Here is an 18266-nt window from a genome sequence, read left to right as displayed (position 1 = left end):
TACATGCGAAACGCCGAGGTCGCCGGGCTGCTGGAGGAGTTCGCGGACCTGCTGGAGGCGCAGGGAGTCGAGTACAAGCCCAACGCCTACCGGCGCGCCGCCGAGAACGTCCGCGACCACGCGCGCGCGATCGAGGACCTCGCGGGCGAGGGCGGCGAGGACGCCGTCGCCGAGATCGACCGCGTCGGCGACGCGATCGCCGCGAAGGTCGTGGAGTACCTCGACACCGGCGAGGTGGAGGAGCTCGAGGCCCTCCGCGAGGAACTCCCCGTCGACATGGCCGCCCTGACCCGGGTGGAGGGCGTCGGCCCCAAGACCGTCGGCACGCTGTACGAGGAACTCGGGATCACCACCCTCGACGAGTTGGAGGCTGCCGCGGAGGCCGGCGAGATCCGGGAGGTGAAGGGCTTCGGAGCGAAGACCGAGCAGAACATCCTCGACAACGTCGCGTTCGCGAGGGAGGCAGGGCAGCGTCAGCGGCTCGGCGACGCCCGCCCGCTCGCCGAGGACGCGCTCGGCCATCTCGAGGGCGAGTCGGTCGTCGAGCGGGTCGACGTGGCTGGGTCGATCCGGCGCTGGAGGGACACCATCGGCGACGTGGACGTGCTCGTCGCCAGCGACGACGGCGAGGCGGTCGTCGACCTGTTCACCGACTGGCCCGACGCGGACGACGTGATCGAGGCGGGCGAGCAGAAGGCGAGCGTCCGCGTCGACGGGATCCGGGTCGACCTCCGCGTCGTCGTCCCCGACGAGTTCGGGGCCGCGCTCCAGTACTTCACCGGCTCGAAGGCGCACAACGTCGATCTCCGCAACCGGGCGATCGACCGCGGGCTGAAGCTCAACGAGTACGGCGTGTTCGATGTGAGCGGCGTCGACGACCCGGACTCGGGCCAGCGCGTCGGTGAGCGCCTCGGCGGCGCCGACGAGTCGGAGATGTACGGCGCGCTCGATCTCCCCGTGATCCCCCCCGAGATACGCGAGGGCACCGGCGAGATCGACGCCGCCGCCGACGGCGAGCTGCCGGACCTGCTCACTGAGGGCGAGGTCCGCGGCGACCTCCACACCCACACCGAGTGGTCCGACGGAGCCAACACGATCGGGGGGATGGTCGAGGCTGCCGCCGATCGCGGCTACGAGTACCACTGCGTCACGGACCACGCGGACGGACCGGGCGTCTTCGGGGACACCGGCCTCTCGGACGACGAGGTGCGCGAGCAGGCCGAGACGGTCGCGGCGGTCCGCGAGGACGCCGAGATCGACGTGCTTCACGGCGTCGAGGCCAACATCGACGCCGAGGGCGACGTGACGACGAGCGACGACCTGCTCGCCGACCTCGACGTCGTGATCGCCTCGCCACACGCGGCGTTGGATCAGGACGAGGCGACCGATCGACTGATCCGCGCGGTCGAACACCCGTACGTCGACGTCCTGGGGCATCCGACGGGCCGACTGATCAACCAGCGGCCGGGTCTGGAGGTCGACTTCGAGCGCCTCGCCGAGGCCGCCGCGGGGGCCGGGACGGCGCTGGAGGTCAACTCGAACCCCGCGCGCCTGGACTGCAACGGCGACGCCGTGCGTGCGGCCGTCGAGGCTGGCGCGCCGATCGCGGTGAACACCGACGCTCACTCCCCGGCCGAACTCGACAACGTTCGCTACGGCGTCCACACCGCCCGACGGGGATGGGCCGAACCGGCGGACGTGGTGAACGTGCGCGACGTCGAGGGACTGCGCGCGTTTCTGGAGTGACCGGCGGGCTCGTGTATCGGCGGACGCGACCGAGGCGTTCGAGCCGCCGGGAGTCGAACGGGACGGGGACAGACGACGAGGAGAGAACCGTTCGTGCCGGTCAGCGCGGACGCCAGTCGTCGCAGGCCTCCATGTCCTCCATCAGTTCGTCGTGGAGGCCACAGTACGGCTGCATCCCCTGGTCGGTCCGAACGTACTGGAAGTGCCCACAGGAACCACAGTAGGAGTCGCCAGGGGACTGAGACCGCGGTGTGTCGCGCTCCGGGGCGGCCGACTGTTCGACGGCGGGACCCTCGGCCGAGGGGGCGACGCGGTCGATCCCGGGCGCCGAGTCGGGCTGTTGCCGCTCCGCCAGCGGGGTGATGTCGGACGACGACGCCCCGCCGTCGCTCGCCGCGCCCGCCGCCGCTCCGGCGTCCGTCTCGGCGTTCCCGACGGATCCGGATCCGACGGCCGCCGACGCCGACTGCGCCGTCCGGTCGCGGCGCTGGTCGCCCTCCGAACGGTTCGTCTGCGTCTCGACGCTCCCGTCCGGAGTGGTGCCGAGGAGCCCGACGCCGCCGACGGTTCCGGTGGAGCCCTTGGCGCCACGCAGCTCCTCGGCAGTCGATTTCGGCACCTCGATCACCTTCGTCTCGCCCTCGCGGGTGACCTCCAGGGTCACCGTTCCGCCGGGGTTGTTTCGCGCCTTGAAGTTCGCGACGCCGGTGAACAGACACCAGAACGTGGTGAACGCCCCGAGGAAGTACACGCCCGCCGTCGGGAGGGTCAGGTCGGCGTACTCCCCGACGCAGCGCGCGCCCGACCAGTGACACGGGTACGCGTGGGCGAACAGCGCCACGCCGAGGACGGCCACCCCCGCGCCGACGACGGCGGCCGCCCGCGTCCGACGGCTCGTCGGCATCACGACCAGCACGCCGAGGAACGTCGCCGGAACGCCGAGTCCCGCGAGGATTCCCGCGGTCTCGCGCGCCTGACCGAGGGTCCAGCCGAGCGTCGCCGTCGTCAGGTCCGTCGCCGCGATCACGATCCCGACGACGACGAGGAGCGCACCCAGCGAGAACAGTCCGACGCCGAGATACAGCCGCCGGAGGCTGGCGTACTCGCCGACTTGCCCCTCGTAGACCTCGGCGAGGCTGCTCATACACCCCTGTTATATCACGATCAGTTAAAAGGATGCGTCAGACATCGGCATGACGGTGTCCGTTCGGTCCACCGGTTCGGCTGCGATCGGGGGCGGTCGAGCCAGCCCCGACCGCGGGGCTCGGGAGCCGACCCGCAGCGGCGCTCCGAAAGGATTAGGCGGACCCTCGGCGAATCCGAAGACATGGCTGACGACGACGAACCCGAGGAGGAGGAGGAACCCGCCGTCGAACTCGGCGAGGGTCCGACGGTCGAGGGCGCACCGCTGGCGCGCGTCGCCTCGCGGCTCACGTGGCCGCAGGAGCGATCGGCGGTGCTCGACAAGGAGGGAGACGCGACCATCCGCACGCCCGACGGTCCGCGGGAGCTCTCCGACGTGCTGAGCGAGGTCGACATCACCTACTTCGACCGCCGCCAGACGTTCGTCGACGCCGTCGAGAACGAGGTCGGACGCGGGCCGGTCCGGACCGCGGAGTAACGACCCGAAGCGACTGCCGGGTTCACGCCTCGATCATCCGTATCGCCCGGCTGCTTGGGAACGACGCCCACGGGGGGAGATGGGCGCCGTCATCGAGGGGACGGGCGGGATGGTCGGCGCGGCCTACACCGACCTCGAGTCCCCGTAGTCGCCCTCCCCGCCGGGGTGGTCATCACCGCTGTTGTCGTCGTTCGGTCCGGACTCGTGCTCCCCGCGCAGTTCGGCCAGTTCCTCGCGCGTCTCCGCGAGTTCCCGCTCGAGTTCCGCGATCCGCTCGTCGTCGGCGCCGCCAGCGTCACCGAGGAGCCGTAGTCCCCCGACGCCGACGAGCAGCAGCACCGCGGTCCCGCCGAACAGCAGCAACAGGACGAGCAGGATGATCAGTAGTTCGGGACCGCCGGGGACGCCGCCGAAGAGAGGGACCATACTCCTCACGTGGCGGCGACGGCACCTAACGATAGGGGAGGCCGATACGGTCGTCGTCGCCTACGTCGTCCAGTCCGCGAGGCTCGACTGGAGCCCCGCGACCATCGTGGACTTCTTGCGGAGCCGCGCGAGCGACACCGGGAGCTGTTCGCTCACCCCCCGAACGGCGGCCTCGAACGTCTCGGCCTCCCCGTGTTCCCCCCGGAACGCGTTGCGGACGCTCTCGCGCACCTGCCAGACGCCGACGGGTCCCCAGTAGTCGTCGGAGACGTGCCGGATGACGAGTACCTTCGCCTGTCGGCCGCGTTCCGAGAGGTGCTCCAGCACGCCGAATCGAGAGGCGTAGTACGCGCCGGCGGTCTCGTCGACGTATCGCGTGCGGCCCTCGCGGTTCTCGTGGGCCGACGAGAGGTAGGTGTCGCCCTCGGGGTCGGGGTGCCAGATGCTCCCCGGCGACTTGATCTCGACCAGCTCGAACTCCCAGTCGCCGGGCGCGAGGACCACCCAGAACGCGTTGCCGAGGTATTCGTTTCGCCACACCTGCACGGTATCGATGCTCCGACGGTCGCGGATCGTTCCCCGGAGGTACTTGCCGATCGTGTCGTCGACGGCGGTGATCGACCACCGCGTCGGAACCAGCCGTCGCTGGTCGCCCCGACCCAGCGCGCCCGCCGAGAGGACGGTGTTGATGTCGTACACATCGAACCCCCGGCGGTAGAGGTAGTTCATCGCCCCCTCGGCGCGCCAGTCGTCGTCCTCCAGCGTCTTCTTCACCGGTCGCGGGACGTGGGGATTCTCGGTCAGATCCGCGCCGGCCGCCCGAGCTCTCGGCCCGGTCGGCGTCGCGACGTCGTCGGGCGAGACGTCGTAGTCGATGTCGGGGCCATCGTCGAGGAACACCTCGACGTCGACCGGGCGGTCGGCGATGGCGACCTCGCGCTGGACGCCGAGGAACCCGTCCCACGCGTCGTGGACGGACCCGGCCTCGCGGGCGTCGACTCCCTGGGTCGAGTTCAACAGCGAGGTGCGCCGCTCGAAGACGTCCGAGATGGAGACGCCCTCCTCGTACCACGCCCCGCTGGTCTCGTAGGTCGCGGCGTCGTCCTCGTGGCCGACCGGCGAGAGCAAGCCGGTCGAGAGGTTCGGGTAGTTCGACGACCCGACGAAGATGGACGGCGAGACGGAGCCGAACACGGAGTCGCCGCCGGTCGCCTCGTCGAAGCGGTGCTGGAACGACTCGAGGTGGTCCATCAGCTCGTAGGACTTCTCCTGTGCGAGCCGTCGGCGCTCGGCCCGGTCGTTCGCCTCGAACTCGACGTAGTCGTCCAGCTTCACGGTCGGGTCGGCGTAGCCGCTCCGCGGACATGAACGTTCCCCGCGCGGTCGTCACTGCTGACAGCCGCTACGCTCAGGAGATGGTTAACAGGCGGTCGGTGCGTCGCCGGGGCGGCCCGCGCGGGGCCGGCAAGGGACGCGACACGCGACGAGTGACCGCACGCGCGCACGGCTCACGCCGTCCGCGCCGAGGCCTGCGCGGCCCCACACCCGCTGACCGTCGCGCGACGACTGTCAGGTCACGGTGGGGGTGGTTCCGGTATCCGACAAAAACGTTCGCGGCGCCGCGAAGGCGCGGGCGGGAGTACGTCGCTGTCGAGTCGACGACCGCCTCAGCCGTGGATGCCCATCGCCTCGATCTGTTCCTGATAGCGGTTTCGGATGGTGACCTCGGTGACCTGCGCGACGTCGGCGACCTCGCGCTGGGTCTTCTTCTCGTTGCACAACAGCGAGGCGGCGTAGATCGCGGCGGCGGCGAAGCCTGTGGGCGACTTCCCGGACAGCAGTCCCTGCTCTGCGGTCGTCTCGATGATCTCGTTGGCCTTCGATTTGACCTCCTCGCTGAGGTCGAGTTCCGAGCTGAACCGGGGGACGTACTGCTTGGGGTCGACCGGCTTCATCTCCAGCCCGAGTTCCTGGGAGACGTAGCGATAGGTCCGCCCGATCTCCTTGCGCTCGACGCGCGAGACCTCGGATATCTCCTCCAGCGAGCGAGGGATGCCCTCCTTTCGACAGGCGGCGTACAGCGTCGCCGTGGCGACGCCCTCGATGGAGCGGCCGCGGATGAGGTCCTCCTTGAGCGCGCGGCGGTAGATGACGGATGCGACCTCGCGGACCGAACGGGGGACGCCCAGCGCGGAGGCCATGCGGTCGATCTCCGAGAGGGCGAACTGGAGGTTGCGCTCGCCGGCATCCTTGGTGCGGATGCGCTCCTGCCACTTGCGGAGGCGGTGCATCTGGGAACGCTTCTCCGAGGACAGCGAGCGGCCGTAGGCGTCCTTGTCCTTCCAGTCGATGGTGGTCGTGAGCCCCTTGTCGTGCATCGTCTCGGTCACCGGGGCGCCGACGCGGGACTTCGACTGCCGCTCGGAGTGATTGAACGCCCGCCACTCCGGCCCTCGGTCGACGTGGTCCTCCTCGACGATGAGCCCCGTCGGCTCGTGCATCAACTCGCCGTCGGCCGTGCGAACGAGGTCCTCCTCGTCGAGGTCCTCGAGGTCGATCTCGTCGCCGTCGTCGGTTCGCTCGTCCGCGCCGGTCGACTCCGACTCCCCGGCGCGCGCGTCGCCGGTCCACTGCCGTCGCTCGCGTTCGTCTCGCTGACGGGTGGGGCCTGACATCGTACTTATTACGTGTCTCTCGCAGTACAGTTAAGCGTTGGTCCCGATGGCAACGCTTTCTCCCCGTCGGCCGCCACCGATCGGTATGCCGGTCATCGACTGCGATCCCGAGGCGGCCCGCGGGCGGTTGACGGACGCGGGCGTCGAGGTGGTCGCGGGCAACACCGACCACGAACGCTGGCGCGCCGAGCGCGACGGGGCCGTCGCGGTGGCGTACGACGACAAGGTCGTCGTTCAAGGGGGAGATCCCCAGCGACTCGCCGCGCTCGTCCGCGAGGGGGGCGGCCGGGGGCACGTCTACTTCGACGGCGCCTCCCGAGGCAACCCCGGCCCCGCGGCCGTCGGCTGGGCGATCGTCACGGGCGACGGCGTCGTCGCCGAGGGGAGCGGGCGGATCGACGACACGACCAACAACAAGGCGGAGTACGAGGCGCTGATCCGCGCGCTGGAGGCGGCAGTCGATTACGGTCTCGACGAGGCCGACGTGCGCGGCGACTCGCAGCTGGTCGTCAAGCAGATCCGCGGGGAGTGGAACGTGAACGATCCCGGCCTCCGGAACCGACGCGTTCGGGCGTTGGAGTTGCTGGAGCGGTTGGACCGCTGGAGCATCGAGCACGTCCCGAGGGAGATAAACGAGCGCGCCGACGAGTTGGCGAACGAGGCGTTCGAGGGCTGAAATGGACGACGCAGAGGACACCACCGACACGACGCGAGCGGCATCGACCGACGAGCACCCGGACGACGTCGGGTTCGACGGCGCCGAGGGCGACGGTCCCGAACACGACGACGTCGACCCGAGCGACGACGGGTGGAACGAGGAGCTTCCGAAGCCGACCGTGGACGCCGCCGAGCGACTCACCCGCCTGGCCCGCGAGGCCGTCGACGAGTCGGAGGCGGAGGCCTACCGCGAGGACCGCGCCGAGCGGCTCGCCGACCACGGCTTCACGGCTCGCGTTCGCGAGGACGACGACACGCTCGTGTGCCACCCGGACGAGTGGATCGAGGGCGGAACGGTGCAGATCGACCGCATCGACGACACCGACCGCGCCGTCGAGGTGTCGCTGTCGGGAGCGGGCGACCCCGACGACTGGAGCGAGGTCGAGGAACACAACGGCGAACTGGTCGAGCGGGTCGCCGAGGAACACGACGAGGTCCACGCCGCGAACGCCCGGGCGTTCGCCGACTTCATGGGGAACCACTACGCGCGGCCGATGGACTCCGCCGACGCCGACGAGGTTCAGGAGTTCCTCGACGAGTACTTCCCCCGCAACACGTGGCCGTCCGAAGAACAACGCGACGCCGTTCGAGCGTCGCTGCGGTACGTCTTCGACGCCGCGGACGAGCGGACTCCCTTGTAGACCCGTCCGGGCGGTGACGCCCGCGAGGTTCGGTTCGATCCGGTGAACCGTGTTCGTCGGCCTGTGCGTCCGTTCGTCGGTCTACGCGTCGAGCGCGTCGTCGACGAGCGTGCGGAGGTCGTCCGCACGCGACTCGTCGGTGACGTACCGACCGACGACCCAGTTCAGGCGGTCGAGCACGGCCTTTCGGCCCGTCTCGGTGAGCTCGTACTGGTTCGTCCGCTTGTCGAGTTCGCTCTTCTCGACCAGGTCGAGCTCGACGAGGTCGTCGAGGTTGGGGTAGAGCCGGCCGTGGTTGACCTCGGCGTCGTAGTAGCTCTCGAGTTCGCGTTTGATCGCGAGCCCGTACATCGCCTCCTCCGAGAGGATGACGAGGATGTTCTGCTGGAACGCGGTGAGGTCCCGCGCGATGTCGACCACTTCCGTTTTCGATTGTGCCTCTGACATGGTCACTCGGTGGGAGGTCACGGGAGTATTTAATTGTTGCCAACCAGAAAGGATATTCTCCACGTAGAGAGCTTGAGAAGCCACTATTCGAGTGATCCGAGAATCTCATCCCCCCGGATCGTCTACCGACCGTGATCAGTGAAGACCGGTGACACAAATAAGGGTTCGGCCGACTATATTCGGTCAGTCGGATCTACGGCCTCCACGAAGAGTACCGCGGTCCGACCGCGCGGTCGGGCCCGGGATCGTCGTCGGAGGCGGCGCCGATCCCCGTCGCCACCGCGTGCCGAAAGGCCTTTGCTCGCGTTGACGGAACCGTCGGGCGCATGACGAACCTCTGGGAAGACCTCGAGACGGGGCCGAACGCCCCCGAGGAGATCTATGCGGTCGTGGAGTGCCTGAAGGGCGAGCGCAACAAGTACGAGTACGACAAGGACATCCCGGGCGTGATGCTCGATCGCGTCCTCCACTCGAACGTCCACTACCCCTCGGACTACGGGTTCATCCCGCAGTCGTACTACGACGACGAGGACCCCTTCGACGTGCTGGTGCTCGTCGAGGACGCGACGTTCCCCGGCTGCGTCATCGAGGCCCGTCCGGTCGCCCTGATGAAGATGGACGACGACGGCGAGCAGGACGACAAGGTGATCGCCGTCCCCACCGAGGACCCGCGGTACGACCACATCGTGGACCTCGAGGACATCCCGCAACAGCAGCTCGACGAGATCGACGAGTTCTTCGAGACCTACAAGAACCTCGAGGAGGGCAAGGAGGTCGAGACGCTGGGCTGGGAGGACAAGCGGGCCGCGATGGACGCGATCGAGCACGCCCAGGACCTCTACGACGAGAAGTTCGCGTAACGCGCCCAGTCCTCCCGGTTTTCGCCTCCCTCGGCGCTCCCGGATTAGCCGTGAGCATGGCCCCGCTCGCGCGCATACGTTATGCACATGGGTAATCTTTAGTGGCACAACCGGCAAGGTGTACCCGAACATGGCCGCGAAACAGCCCGCCGTCGGCATCGATCACGTGACCGTCGTCCCGACGAACGCCGACGTCGACGACGAGGGAACCGCCGAGTACGACGGCACCGACGACGACGGCGACGGAGTTGAGGCCGCCCACGACGAGGCGTGAGCGAGCACGCCCGGGCGGACGTCGACGTCTCCGAGCACACCTGAACGAGACGGGCGGTGGGCGGGCTCCGTCCCCCGCTCGCGGACCCCCGGATGTGCGCTCTCGTTCCCGAGAGGGGCAGACATATACCCCGCCCGCGGCTAGGGCGGGTAATGGCGAAGTGCGCGGAGTGCGGCGAGTACGAGAACCTCCCGTACCAGTGCGGACGCTGCGGGCAGTCCTTCTGTTCGGAGCATCGCCTTCCGGAGAACCACGACTGTCCGGGCTTGGGGGAGTGGGACGACCCCGGCGGCGTCTTCGACTCGGGCTTCGACGAGAACGTCGAGGACGGCGGGTCCGGCGGCGTCGGCGCACGGGTGAAATCCAAGATCGACCGCGAGACGGGCACCGGCGGCGTCATGGGCGCGTTCCGGGGGAACATGACGTACGTGTTCCTCGCGCTGATGTGGGTCACGTTCGCCGCCCAGTGGGCGGTGATCCTCACGGGCGGCCCGTGGCAGGACGTCTTCGTGCTCAGCGAGAACGCCCTCCGGCAGGGGTACGTTTGGACGATCGTAACGTCGGTCTTCTCGCACTCCCCGACCGTCTTCTTCCACATCGCCGGCAACTCGATCGCGCTGTACTTCTTCGGCCCGCTGGTCGAGCGCTACCTCGGGTCGAAGCGCTTCACCGCGATGTTCCTCGTGACCGGCGCGGTCGCCGGGCTCTCGCAGATCGGCGTGGGCGCGCTGCTGGGAGCCTCGCCCGCCGGCGGCGTCCTCGGCGCCTCGGGAGCGATCATGGCCGTCATGGGCTTCCTCTCGGTCGTGAACCCGAACCTGAAGGTGATGCTGCTCATCCCGCCGATCCCCCTGAAGATCCGGACGATCACCCTGCTGTACGCCGGCTTCTCGCTGTTCGGCGTCGTCTCCAGCGGGAGCGTCCTCGGCGGCGCCGGCGGCATCGCCCACGCCGCCCACCTCTCGGGGCTCGTGCTCGGCGTCCTCTACGCGACCGTCGCCGACGGTCGACGGGGCGTCCCCGACCAGATCGGCAGCGGCGGCGGCGGCCTCGGCGGCGGCCGCCGACGGCTCTGATCCGATGCCCGAGCCCGTCCGTCCCGAGTTCCTCCCGGATCCGGCGCTCGACCGCGAGGCGATGGAGGCGCTCCAGCGCGACATCGCCGACGCCGCCCGTTTCGCCGACGACCTGCGGTTCGACCCCGCCGACGTGAGCCTCGACACCCCCGGAATGGGGTTCGACGCCGGCCCGCCCTCGGAGACAGCGCTCGTCGCCGGCGTCGATCAGGCGTTCCTCGACGACCGCGCGGTGTCGGCGATCGTCGTGTCCCGCGGCGACGAGGTCGTCGAGCGCACGTACTCGGTGACGGACCTGTCCATCCCCTATATCCCGGGGCTGCTCGCGTTCCGAGAGGGCGGTCCGATCGTCGACGCGCTGGCGACGCTGGAGTCGGACCCGGACCTGTACGTCCTCGACGGGAGCGGCCGGATACACTTCCGGCAGGCCGGCATCGCCACCCACGTCGGCGTGCTGTTCGACGCCCCCGCGATCGGCGTCGCCAAGCGCCTGCTGTGCGGGTCGCCCGAGGCGGACGTCGACGGTCGTCCCGCCGGGTGGCGAACGCCGATCCTCGCCGACGGGCGCGTCGACGCGCCCCCGGACACGACGATCGGATACGCGTACCAATCGCGCCAGTACGACTCCTCGCCGGTGATCAACCCGCTGTACGTGAGCCCCGGCCACCGCGTGAGCGCCGAGACCGCGGTCGATCTCGTGGCGGCACTGTGTGACGGCTACAAGCTGCCCGAGCCGACCAGACTGGCGGACGCGTACGCCGACGAGGCGAAAGGCGAGGTCGCGGCGGACGAGTGATGTCGGAGTGCGGATCCGACACACCGCCACGAGACGGCGGGAGTTAACTTCGGGGCGCCCGACGGCGTTGACATGACCAGAACCGTGCTCATTACGGGGTGTTCGTCCGGCATCGGCCGAGCGAGCGCCGAGGCGTTCCTCGACGAGGAGTGGACGGTGTACGCGACCGCCCGAAACCCGGCCGACGTCCAGACGCTCGGAGACCACGAGGACTGCCGGATCGCGACTCTCGACGTGACCGACGAGGAGGACATCGAGCGCGTCGTCGACCGGATGCTCGACGAGGAGGGTCGGATCGACGCGCTCGTCAACAACGCGGGCTACGGCCAGATGGGCCCCGTCGAGGACGTTCCCACCGACGCCGTCCGCGACCAGTTCGAGGTGAACGTGTACGGTCCCCACCGACTGATCCGCGAGGTGTTGCCGGCGATGCGCCGCCGCGAGGACGGCGCCATCGTGAACGTCTCCTCGGCGGCCGGCCGGATCGCGTTCCCCGGCGGCGGCGTCTACTGCGGCTCGAAGTACGCGCTGGAGGCGATGAGCGACGCCCTCCGCAACGAGGTCCGCGAGTACGGGATCTCCGTCTCGCTGATCGAGCCCGGCCCCGTGGAAACCGGGTTCGACGACCGTGTCGAGTCCGAGATCGACGGCCTCGACCGATCGGGCGCCTACGAGTCGTTCTACGATCTCGTCGAGGACTACGACGCCATCGGCGGCGGCGGGTTCGCGGCCGTCGAGCCCGAGCGCGTCGCCGAGGACGTCGTCGACGCCGCGAGCTCGACGAAGCCGCCCGCGCGCTACCCGGTCGGCCCGCTCGCGACGGTCGCGGAGATCGGACGGTTCGTCCCGACGCGGATCGCGGACTCGCTGTGGTCGTTCGCGTCGAAGCTGTCGTGAGCCCGTGAGCGACGGCGACGAACCGGCCGTCGGGGACCGACTCGACGCGCTCCACGAACAGCTCGCCGCGACCGCAGAGCGACCGGTCGCGCGGGCCGCGAGCGCCCACCTCGGGGAGGCCGAGGCCGTCGCCCGCGACCTCGCCGAACGACCCGCGGACCCGGACACCGTCCGCGAGCGAGTCGGCCACGTCGTTCGCCTGCTCCGTGAGGCCGGCGACACCGAGGACGAGCGGGCCGACGAACACGTCGCCGCGGCGCTGGAACTGGCCGAGGGCCTGATCGCGGAGCTGGCGGACAGCGACGGCGAATCGACGTAGTCGACCGCCCTCAGGCCAGACAGGCGGCGACGACGCGCAGGGCGTCCTCGCCGCGAACCTCGTCGGCGAGCAGGGGAACGCGCTTCACGTCGCGGCCGCGGTAGAGGTCGGTCGCCTTCGAGAGGCTGTTCTGCTGGACCTCCCACCGACGCTGGCAGAACTCACACTCCTCCAGGTTCGGCGTGACGATCCACGAAGGGTCGACGCCGTCGCCGAACGCCGCGACCTCGCGCGGGTCCTCCATCACGCGGTTCACCACGAGCGTGTTCACCGGGATGGAGAACTCGTCGAGCCGGGAGACGAGCCGCTCGGACTCGACGACGCTCATCTCCTCGGGGACCATCACGACGCGGAAGTCGGTCTTCGAGGGGTCCTGTAACGTCTCGCGCAGCCGGGTGATGCGCGCCTTCAACTCGTCGAGGTCCGGCTCCTCGCCCGCGCCGTCGCCCATCCCGAACATGCCCTTCATACCCTCCATCATCCCGGAGAACTGCTGTTTGAGCTTCATGATACGCCCGACCATCGAGTCGAGCGTCTCGGGGAGTTGCAGCAGGCGAAGCGTGTGCCCCGTCGGGGCCGTGTCCACGACGACCCGGTCGAAGCGAGGGTCGTCGAGGTGTTCGAGCAGTTGACGCATCGCCGCGGCCTCGTCGGCACCGGGCATCGTCCCGCCGAGCATTCCACCCATCGGCGAGTCGGCCATCGCCTCGCCCATCCCGCCGAGCCCCCCGAGGGGGTTCTCGCCGGGAGCCGCGCCGCCGGATCCGTCCCCGGCGTCGTCGCCCTCGGCGCCGGTCGCCATCCCCGCGCCGAACAGTCCCTCCTCCATCGCGGCGTCGGGGTCGATCTCGGCGGCGTACAGCGGAACGTCCTCGCGGATGCGGGAGGGGTGGGCCGGGATGTCGGTGTCGAGCGTGTCCGACAGCGAGTGCGCCGGGTCGGTCGACACCACCAGCGTCGCGACGTCGTCGTGGGCGCTGGCGAGCGCGGTCGCCGCCGCGCACGTGGTCTTCCCGACGCCACCCTTCCCGCCGTAGAGAACGTACTTCGGATCGTCCGGGTCGGCGAGTCCCGCCGCGTCGCTCATGTCGATCTCGGCGCCCATCTGTGAGGCGTCCGGCTCGGGCGGCTGACCGTCCTCCCCGTCGTCGTCGATCTCGTCGACGGGCTCCACGTCGATATCGCTCATTGTCGGGACCGAGGAGACGGGAACTTGTCTATCCGTTGGTCGCGGCGCGACGGGGTCCACGCGGGGGTTGAAATACGATACCGGGAGCAACACCGCCGGACGCCTCGGGTCGTCCCCGTCGACCCACAGTCCGCGTCGCCCCTCGCGTGCCGTCGGAGCGCCCGGGGCCGAGCAACGAACGCGAGCGAGCGATCCCCCGTCGGCCGCTACGCGAAGTAGTCGGCCAGCCGCGCGGCCGCCTCCTCGGCACGCGGTGTCACCAACGCGAACCGGAGCCACTCGTCGCGCGCCGAGCCGAAGGTCTCGCCCGGCATCCCCGCGACGCCGGCCTCGTCGATCAGTCGCTTGGCGTTCGCCATCGTGCCCGGGAAGTCGTCGAAGCGGGCGAGTACGTAGAACGCGCCCTCGGGCGTCGTGTACTCGGCGCCCGCGGCGTCGAGCGCGTCGGTGAACGTCGTCACGCGCTCGCGCAGCATCGCGCGCACGTCGGCGTAGTAGTCGGCGTCCGTCTCGCGGAGCGCGCGCAGGACCGCCACCTGCGGCGGCCGCGAGGTGGCGACGTTGACGAGCATGTGTCGGGTCTTGGCGGCGTCGACGAGGTGCTCGGGGAGCACCGCGTAGCCGACGCGAAACCCGGTGATAGCCATCGACTTGGAGTAGCCGGTCGTCACGATCACGCGGTCGCTGTCGAGCGTCAGCGCCGACTCGAACTCGCCGGTGAAGTCGAAGTGATCGTACACCTCGTCGACGACGAGCGTCGCGTCCACGTCCTCGGCGATCGTCGCGAGCTCGGCCATCGTCTCTCGCGAGTACACCGCGCCGGTCGGATTGTTCGGCGTGTTCACGAGAACGAGGCTCGTCTCCTCGCTCGCCGCCTCGCGGAAGCGATCGGGGTCGATCGACCCGTCGCGCTCGGTCGGGACGAGCGTCGCGTCCGCGTCGAGCATCGACGCCTTCCCCGGATAGTACGGGTATACCGGGTCGGTCAGGAGGACCTCCGAGCCGGCGTCCCGATCCAGCGCGGCGGCCATCGCGAGGTAGTTCGCCTCACCCGTGCCGTTGGTGACGACGATCCGGTCGACGTCGACGTTTCGGCGGGCGGCGATCTCCTCGCGAAGGTCGCGCAGGCCCTCGCTGGGCGGGTACTGGAACTCGTCCGGGCTCGCGTCGGCGTACTCGCGCAGTCCGTCGCGCAGCGCGGCGGGCGGTTCCCAGTCGGGGTTGCCCGACACCATGTCGACCACGTCGCGGTCGGCGGACGCGGCGTACTGCATCACGTGGAAGAACTGCGGGCGCTCGTAGTTCACGGCTTGTCGGCGGTAGTGTGGTCCGTCGCTCCTTCACTCCCGCGGTCTCACGCCGGCGCCCACGATCTTAAGCCGCCGCCGAGATACCGTCGGATATGCGTGAATCCGAGACGCGAGAGTCCGGATCCGGTCCGCCCGTCGAGGAGCGCGTCGGCGACGCTCTCCGAGCCGCAGGCCAGACCGTCGCGACCGCCGAATCGTGTACCGGCGGCCTGATCGGGTCGTCGCTGACCGACGTTCCCGGCTCCAGCGACTACTTCGACCGCTCGGTCGTCACCTACAGCTACGACGCGAAGCTGGAGGAGCTGGCGGTCCCGCGCGAACACCTGGACGAGGCGGGTGCCGTCTCGGAGCCGGTCGCCCGCGCGATGGCCCGAGGCGTCCGCGACACCGCCGGCACCGACTGGGGCGTCTCGACGACCGGGATCGCCGGTCCAGACGGCGGCAGCGACGAGAAGCCGGTGGGAACGGTGTACATCGGTGTCGCGTACGCCGGCGCGTGGGGGACCGGCGAGAGCGACGCGACCGTCGAGCGCCACGAGTTCGACGGGACGAGAATCGAGATCAAAGCACAGATCGCGCGGCAGGCGCTCGCGAACCTGTCCGAGGCGGTCGAACGGCGCGGGTAACTCCGGCGTGCCGCCGTTCGTCGTCGGCCGGGCCATGCCGAAACGGTTTGGTCGCTCCCGCGAACAGGGGCGAGCGTGAACAAGAAGGGCCACGTGCTGAACGCGATCCTCCTCTCGATCGGACTCGGCTACGTCCTCCAGCCGTCGGGCGACGTGGAGACGTTCGTGACCATCGCCGAACTGTTCGTCCCGATCGTGCTCGGCGCGCTGTTCCCCGACGTCGACACGGCCTTCGGCAAACACCGAAAGACGCTGCACAGCCTCCCCGTCCTCGGGGTGATCCTCGCGTATCCGATCTACTTTGGGAACCTCCAGTTCGTCTGGATCGGCGTCGCGACGCACTACCTCCTCGACGTGGTCGGGAGCAAACGCGGCATCGCGCTGTTCTACCCGCTCTCGTCGACGGAGTACGGGCTCCCGGTCGGCGTCGCGACCTCCAGCAAGTGGGCGGACACGTTCACGGTCGTCATCACGCTCGCGGAGCTCGCGGCGCTCGCGCTGGTGCAGTTCTTCGTCGTCGACCTGAACACCGGGACGCCGCGGGAGGCGGTCGGGGCGCTCCTGACCGGGCTGCCGGTCTGAGGGTCAGTACACGGATACGTCGTCGAAGCGTCCGTCGTAGGCGATATGTCGGGGGTGTGTCGCCTCCATTCCCGAGAGCAGCAGGCGGTCGATCTTCCCCCAGGAGTTCTCGTAGCCGAGGTGGACGAACTCCACCAGCCGTCGCAGCCGTGTCGCGGGATCGCCCTGCCTGACGACCGATCGGGGCCGTCGCTCCTTCAGCGCCGTCACGAGCGCGTCCTCCCCGCGAACGTCACCCTCGAACTCCGTCCACGCCGCGCCGACGGTGCCGTCGAGGTGCGCGTACGAGGAGCCGAACGTCGGGATGTCGAACGCCTCGGCGATCCGACGTCCCCGGTCGTTGTGTCGACCGAACAGTTTCGCGTTGTACGTCTCGACGGCGTCGATCCGGTCGCGGTAGGCGCCCACCTCGGCGCGGGTGAGGCTCACGTTCATGAACTCCGGATGCGGAGCGAGGACGGCCGCGCCCTGTCGCTCGAACTCCGCCAGCGCCGCCTCGAAGGTGATGAAGTCGGGAACCGGATCGTCCAGTCCGACCGCGAGGAGGTGGCGGCGGTTCCCCCAGTCGCCGGTGAACACCTCCCGTGCCGGCACCACCGTCACCGCCTCGGTCGAGAAGCGCTCGGCGCGCTCGCGGATCTCCGGGAGCCGCGTGAAGTGCGGCGCGTACACGAGCGTGTCGACGCCCGACTGCCGTGCCCGCTCGACGACGCGCTCGTCGAGCACCTTCACGTGGGCGTCGACCCGCGTCGGTCCTGCAGTCACACGCGAAGCTATGTCGGGTCGACGTTAGTGATTCCGCTTTGGAGTCGAATGCAGGCGCGGGGACGGACGGGGACGACCGGGAACGGAGCCCCACGGGAACGCTTAAGCGAGCCTGTCGTCTGCATCCGGGTATGTCCCGGTGGGCCTGTGGCCTCGAGGGGTGTGACGCGGCGTTCGACGCGGTCGAGGATGCCGTCGTTCACCAGACGACCGCACACGAGCGACACGAGTGTCAGGTGTGCGGCGCCGTCGTCCCCGACGGCTACTTCGCCATCCGTCACGCCTTCGACGAGCACACCCGCGCCGAGTTCGTCCGCGCGTACGACGCCGACTCGGACGACGTCCGCGAGCGCGAGCGGATCAAAGCCGACGTCGAGGAGGTCGCCGATCTGGACCGGATCGTCGATCGGGTCGGCGACGACGTGTGAGCCGGTCGAAGTCGGCGAGTACCCGTCCGCTATCGTACTGAAAACAGTCCTGTGAGGCGACGAGCTACCGTTCGTCGCTATTCTCGCGAGCGAACGCGAGCGAGAGCACGGCGAGCGCGTCAGCGCTCGTCGGAGGCTGCTCGCGGGCCAGAGGCCCGCTCGCATGGTACGACGAACTACCGTTCGTCGCTATCGAGCACGCGGATCTGGTCGCCGCGCACGGTCACGGGGATCGGGACGGTCGCCTCGTACAGCTCGACGGTCACCTGGTCCTTCCCCTCGTCGATGCGCTGGACCTGTGCCTTCTCGCCCTTGAAGGGGCCGGCGATCAGCTCGACGATGTCGCCCTCGGCGATCCCCTCCACGTCGGGCGTCGGCGAGAGGAAGTGCTCGACCTCCGACATCGACGACCGGCCCGCCTCGCCGCCGGGGCCCTCGACGAGCCCGCGGGCGTGGGGGACCTCCTCCAGCACGCGCCGGATGATCGAGTCGTCGTCCGCCTCGACCATCACGTAGCTGGTGAGCTGGTCGGGCGCGAGCACGGCGTGGATCTCGGCCATCTCCTTGCTGGCGATCATGTCGGCGACGGTGCGCTCCTGACTGGCCGTCGTCTTCACCGAGTAGATCGGCACCGTCAGATCCCCCCGGTGAGGACGGTCATGACCGCGAAGATGATGAATCCGAGAAACCCGACGAGGAAGATGCCTGCACCGGCGATCTTGGAGATCTGGGAGAACTCCTCCCAGGAGGGCGTGCTCGCCAGCTTGAGCACCCTGACGTAGCTTGTCAGGTCGTACTTGACATCCATGGTTACCGGGCGTACTTCGCCGCACCTTCTATATCTGTTGCTCTGACCGCGGAGCGCCCGTCA

Annotated in this window: 23 protein-coding genes; 13 read left to right on the top strand and 10 right to left on the bottom strand. The window is 69.5% G+C overall.

Annotated elements, in window-relative coordinates:
- Window positions 1-3: 3 nt before the first annotated feature.
- Window positions 4-1746: a DNA polymerase/3'-5' exonuclease PolX gene (gene polX / locus GRX01_RS10690; protein WP_159666895.1), complete on the top strand. Its 1743-nt coding sequence runs from the start codon at window positions 4-6 to the stop codon at window positions 1744-1746.
- Between the two features lie 100 nt (window positions 1747-1846).
- Here polX and GRX01_RS10685 read toward each other — a convergent pair whose 3' ends face one another.
- Window positions 1847-2890: a DUF7139 domain-containing protein gene (locus tag GRX01_RS10685; protein WP_159666892.1), complete on the bottom strand. Its 1044-nt coding sequence runs from the start codon at window positions 2888-2890 to the stop codon at window positions 1847-1849.
- A gap of 183 nt (window positions 2891-3073) precedes the next feature.
- Here GRX01_RS10685 and GRX01_RS10680 point away from each other — a divergent pair, with 183 nt between their 5' ends.
- Window positions 3074-3367, top strand: coding sequence for a DUF5789 family protein (locus GRX01_RS10680; protein ID WP_159666889.1), 294 nt, complete (start codon window positions 3074-3076; stop codon window positions 3365-3367).
- 123 nt (window positions 3368-3490) lie between these two features.
- Here GRX01_RS10680 and GRX01_RS19155 read toward each other — a convergent pair whose 3' ends face one another.
- The 3 genes from GRX01_RS19155 to GRX01_RS10665 form a co-directional block, all read right to left on the bottom strand.
- Window positions 3491-3793, bottom strand: coding sequence for a preprotein translocase subunit TatA (locus tag GRX01_RS19155; protein ID WP_233740988.1), 303 nt, complete (start codon window positions 3791-3793; stop codon window positions 3491-3493).
- Window positions 3794-3853: 60 nt separating this feature from the next.
- The gene (nreA, locus tag GRX01_RS10670) at window positions 3854-5128 is read right to left on the bottom strand and encodes a DNA repair protein NreA (protein ID WP_321168030.1); all 1275 of its coding nucleotides are present in this window, start codon (window positions 5126-5128) and stop codon (window positions 3854-3856) included.
- A 332-nt stretch (window positions 5129-5460) separates the two neighbouring features.
- A complete protein-coding gene (locus GRX01_RS10665; protein ID WP_159666886.1) occupies window positions 5461-6468 on the bottom strand; it encodes a transcription initiation factor IIB in 1008 nt (335 codons plus the stop codon).
- An 85-nt stretch (window positions 6469-6553) separates the two neighbouring features.
- On the opposite strand from GRX01_RS10665, the gene rnhA reads away from it, so the two are divergent.
- Window positions 6554-7144, top strand: coding sequence for a ribonuclease HI (gene rnhA, locus GRX01_RS10660; protein WP_159666883.1), 591 nt, complete (start codon window positions 6554-6556; stop codon window positions 7142-7144).
- Window position 7145: 1 nt separating this feature from the next.
- The gene (locus GRX01_RS10655) at window positions 7146-7826 is read left to right on the top strand and encodes a DUF7108 family protein (protein ID WP_233740987.1); all 681 of its coding nucleotides are present in this window, start codon (window positions 7146-7148) and stop codon (window positions 7824-7826) included.
- 81 nt (window positions 7827-7907) lie between these two features.
- On the opposite strand, the gene GRX01_RS10650 is transcribed toward GRX01_RS10655, so the two are convergent.
- Window positions 7908-8273 carry a PadR family transcriptional regulator gene (locus GRX01_RS10650; protein WP_159666880.1) on the bottom strand — a complete coding sequence of 122 codons (366 nt, stop codon included), beginning with the start codon at window positions 8271-8273 and terminating at the stop codon, window positions 7908-7910.
- 326 nt (window positions 8274-8599) lie between these two features.
- Between GRX01_RS10650 and GRX01_RS10645 the strand changes: the two genes are divergently transcribed.
- The 6 genes from GRX01_RS10645 to GRX01_RS10625 all read left to right on the top strand — a co-directional run bounded on the left by GRX01_RS10645 (window position 8600) and on the right by GRX01_RS10625 (window position 12495).
- Entirely contained in the window at window positions 8600-9133 is a 534-nt protein-coding gene (locus tag GRX01_RS10645) for an inorganic diphosphatase (protein ID WP_159666877.1), read from the top strand.
- 130 nt (window positions 9134-9263) lie between these two features.
- Window positions 9264-9407 (top strand): hypothetical protein, encoded by a 144-nt coding sequence (locus tag GRX01_RS10640; RefSeq protein ID WP_159666874.1) that lies wholly within the window; start codon window positions 9264-9266, stop codon window positions 9405-9407.
- Between the two features lie 152 nt (window positions 9408-9559).
- Complete coding sequence (locus GRX01_RS10635; protein ID WP_159666871.1) at window positions 9560-10483, top strand: rhomboid family intramembrane serine protease; 924 nt, start codon at window positions 9560-9562, stop codon at window positions 10481-10483.
- Between the two features lie 4 nt (window positions 10484-10487).
- On the top strand, window positions 10488-11279 hold the full coding sequence (locus GRX01_RS18850) for an endonuclease V (RefSeq protein WP_201289574.1): 792 nt from the start codon (window positions 10488-10490) through the stop codon (window positions 11277-11279).
- A 72-nt stretch (window positions 11280-11351) separates the two neighbouring features.
- The gene (locus GRX01_RS18845) at window positions 11352-12176 is read left to right on the top strand and encodes an SDR family oxidoreductase (protein WP_201289573.1); all 825 of its coding nucleotides are present in this window, start codon (window positions 11352-11354) and stop codon (window positions 12174-12176) included.
- 4 nt (window positions 12177-12180) lie between these two features.
- Complete coding sequence (locus GRX01_RS10625; RefSeq protein ID WP_321168029.1) at window positions 12181-12495, top strand: hypothetical protein; 315 nt, start codon at window positions 12181-12183, stop codon at window positions 12493-12495.
- A gap of 10 nt (window positions 12496-12505) precedes the next feature.
- Here the strand turns inward: GRX01_RS10625 and GRX01_RS10620 are convergent, their stop codons facing one another.
- The gene (locus tag GRX01_RS10620; protein ID WP_159666868.1) at window positions 12506-13684 is read right to left on the bottom strand and encodes an ArsA family ATPase; all 1179 of its coding nucleotides are present in this window, start codon (window positions 13682-13684) and stop codon (window positions 12506-12508) included.
- Between the two features lie 206 nt (window positions 13685-13890).
- On the bottom strand, window positions 13891-14991 hold the full coding sequence (locus tag GRX01_RS10615) for a pyridoxal phosphate-dependent aminotransferase (protein ID WP_321168028.1): 1101 nt from the start codon (window positions 14989-14991) through the stop codon (window positions 13891-13893).
- A 95-nt stretch (window positions 14992-15086) separates the two neighbouring features.
- Between GRX01_RS10615 and GRX01_RS10610 the strand changes: the two genes are divergently transcribed.
- Together GRX01_RS10610 and GRX01_RS10605 are read left to right on the top strand one after the other, a co-directional pair.
- Complete coding sequence (locus GRX01_RS10610; protein WP_159666865.1) at window positions 15087-15620, top strand: CinA family protein; 534 nt, start codon at window positions 15087-15089, stop codon at window positions 15618-15620.
- A gap of 75 nt (window positions 15621-15695) precedes the next feature.
- The gene (locus GRX01_RS10605) at window positions 15696-16202 is read left to right on the top strand and encodes a metal-dependent hydrolase (protein ID WP_321168027.1); all 507 of its coding nucleotides are present in this window, start codon (window positions 15696-15698) and stop codon (window positions 16200-16202) included.
- Between the two features lie 3 nt (window positions 16203-16205).
- Here the strand turns inward: GRX01_RS10605 and GRX01_RS10600 are convergent, their stop codons facing one another.
- Window positions 16206-16967 carry a PHP-associated domain-containing protein gene (locus GRX01_RS10600; protein ID WP_321168026.1) on the bottom strand — a complete coding sequence of 254 codons (762 nt, stop codon included), beginning with the start codon at window positions 16965-16967 and terminating at the stop codon, window positions 16206-16208.
- 131 nt (window positions 16968-17098) lie between these two features.
- Here GRX01_RS10600 and GRX01_RS10595 point away from each other — a divergent pair, with 131 nt between their 5' ends.
- Window positions 17099-17395: a DUF7565 family protein gene (locus tag GRX01_RS10595; RefSeq protein ID WP_159666862.1), complete on the top strand. Its 297-nt coding sequence runs from the start codon at window positions 17099-17101 to the stop codon at window positions 17393-17395.
- A gap of 176 nt (window positions 17396-17571) precedes the next feature.
- Here the strand turns inward: GRX01_RS10595 and GRX01_RS10590 are convergent, their stop codons facing one another.
- Together GRX01_RS10590 and GRX01_RS10585 are read right to left on the bottom strand one after the other, a co-directional pair.
- Window positions 17572-18027, bottom strand: coding sequence for a transcription elongation factor Spt5 (locus GRX01_RS10590; RefSeq protein ID WP_321168025.1), 456 nt, complete (start codon window positions 18025-18027; stop codon window positions 17572-17574).
- A 2-nt stretch (window positions 18028-18029) separates the two neighbouring features.
- Complete coding sequence (locus GRX01_RS10585) at window positions 18030-18203, bottom strand: protein translocase SEC61 complex subunit gamma (RefSeq protein ID WP_159667249.1); 174 nt, start codon at window positions 18201-18203, stop codon at window positions 18030-18032.
- Between the last annotated feature and the right edge of the window lie 63 nt (window positions 18204-18266).

Source organism: Halobaculum saliterrae (assembly GCF_009831625.1).
Classification (GTDB): Archaea; Halobacteriota; Halobacteria; order Halobacteriales; family Haloferacaceae; genus Halobaculum; species Halobaculum saliterrae.
The sequence above is the reverse complement of the archived record's forward strand: the minus strand, read 5'-3'. Positions and strand labels throughout refer to the sequence as shown.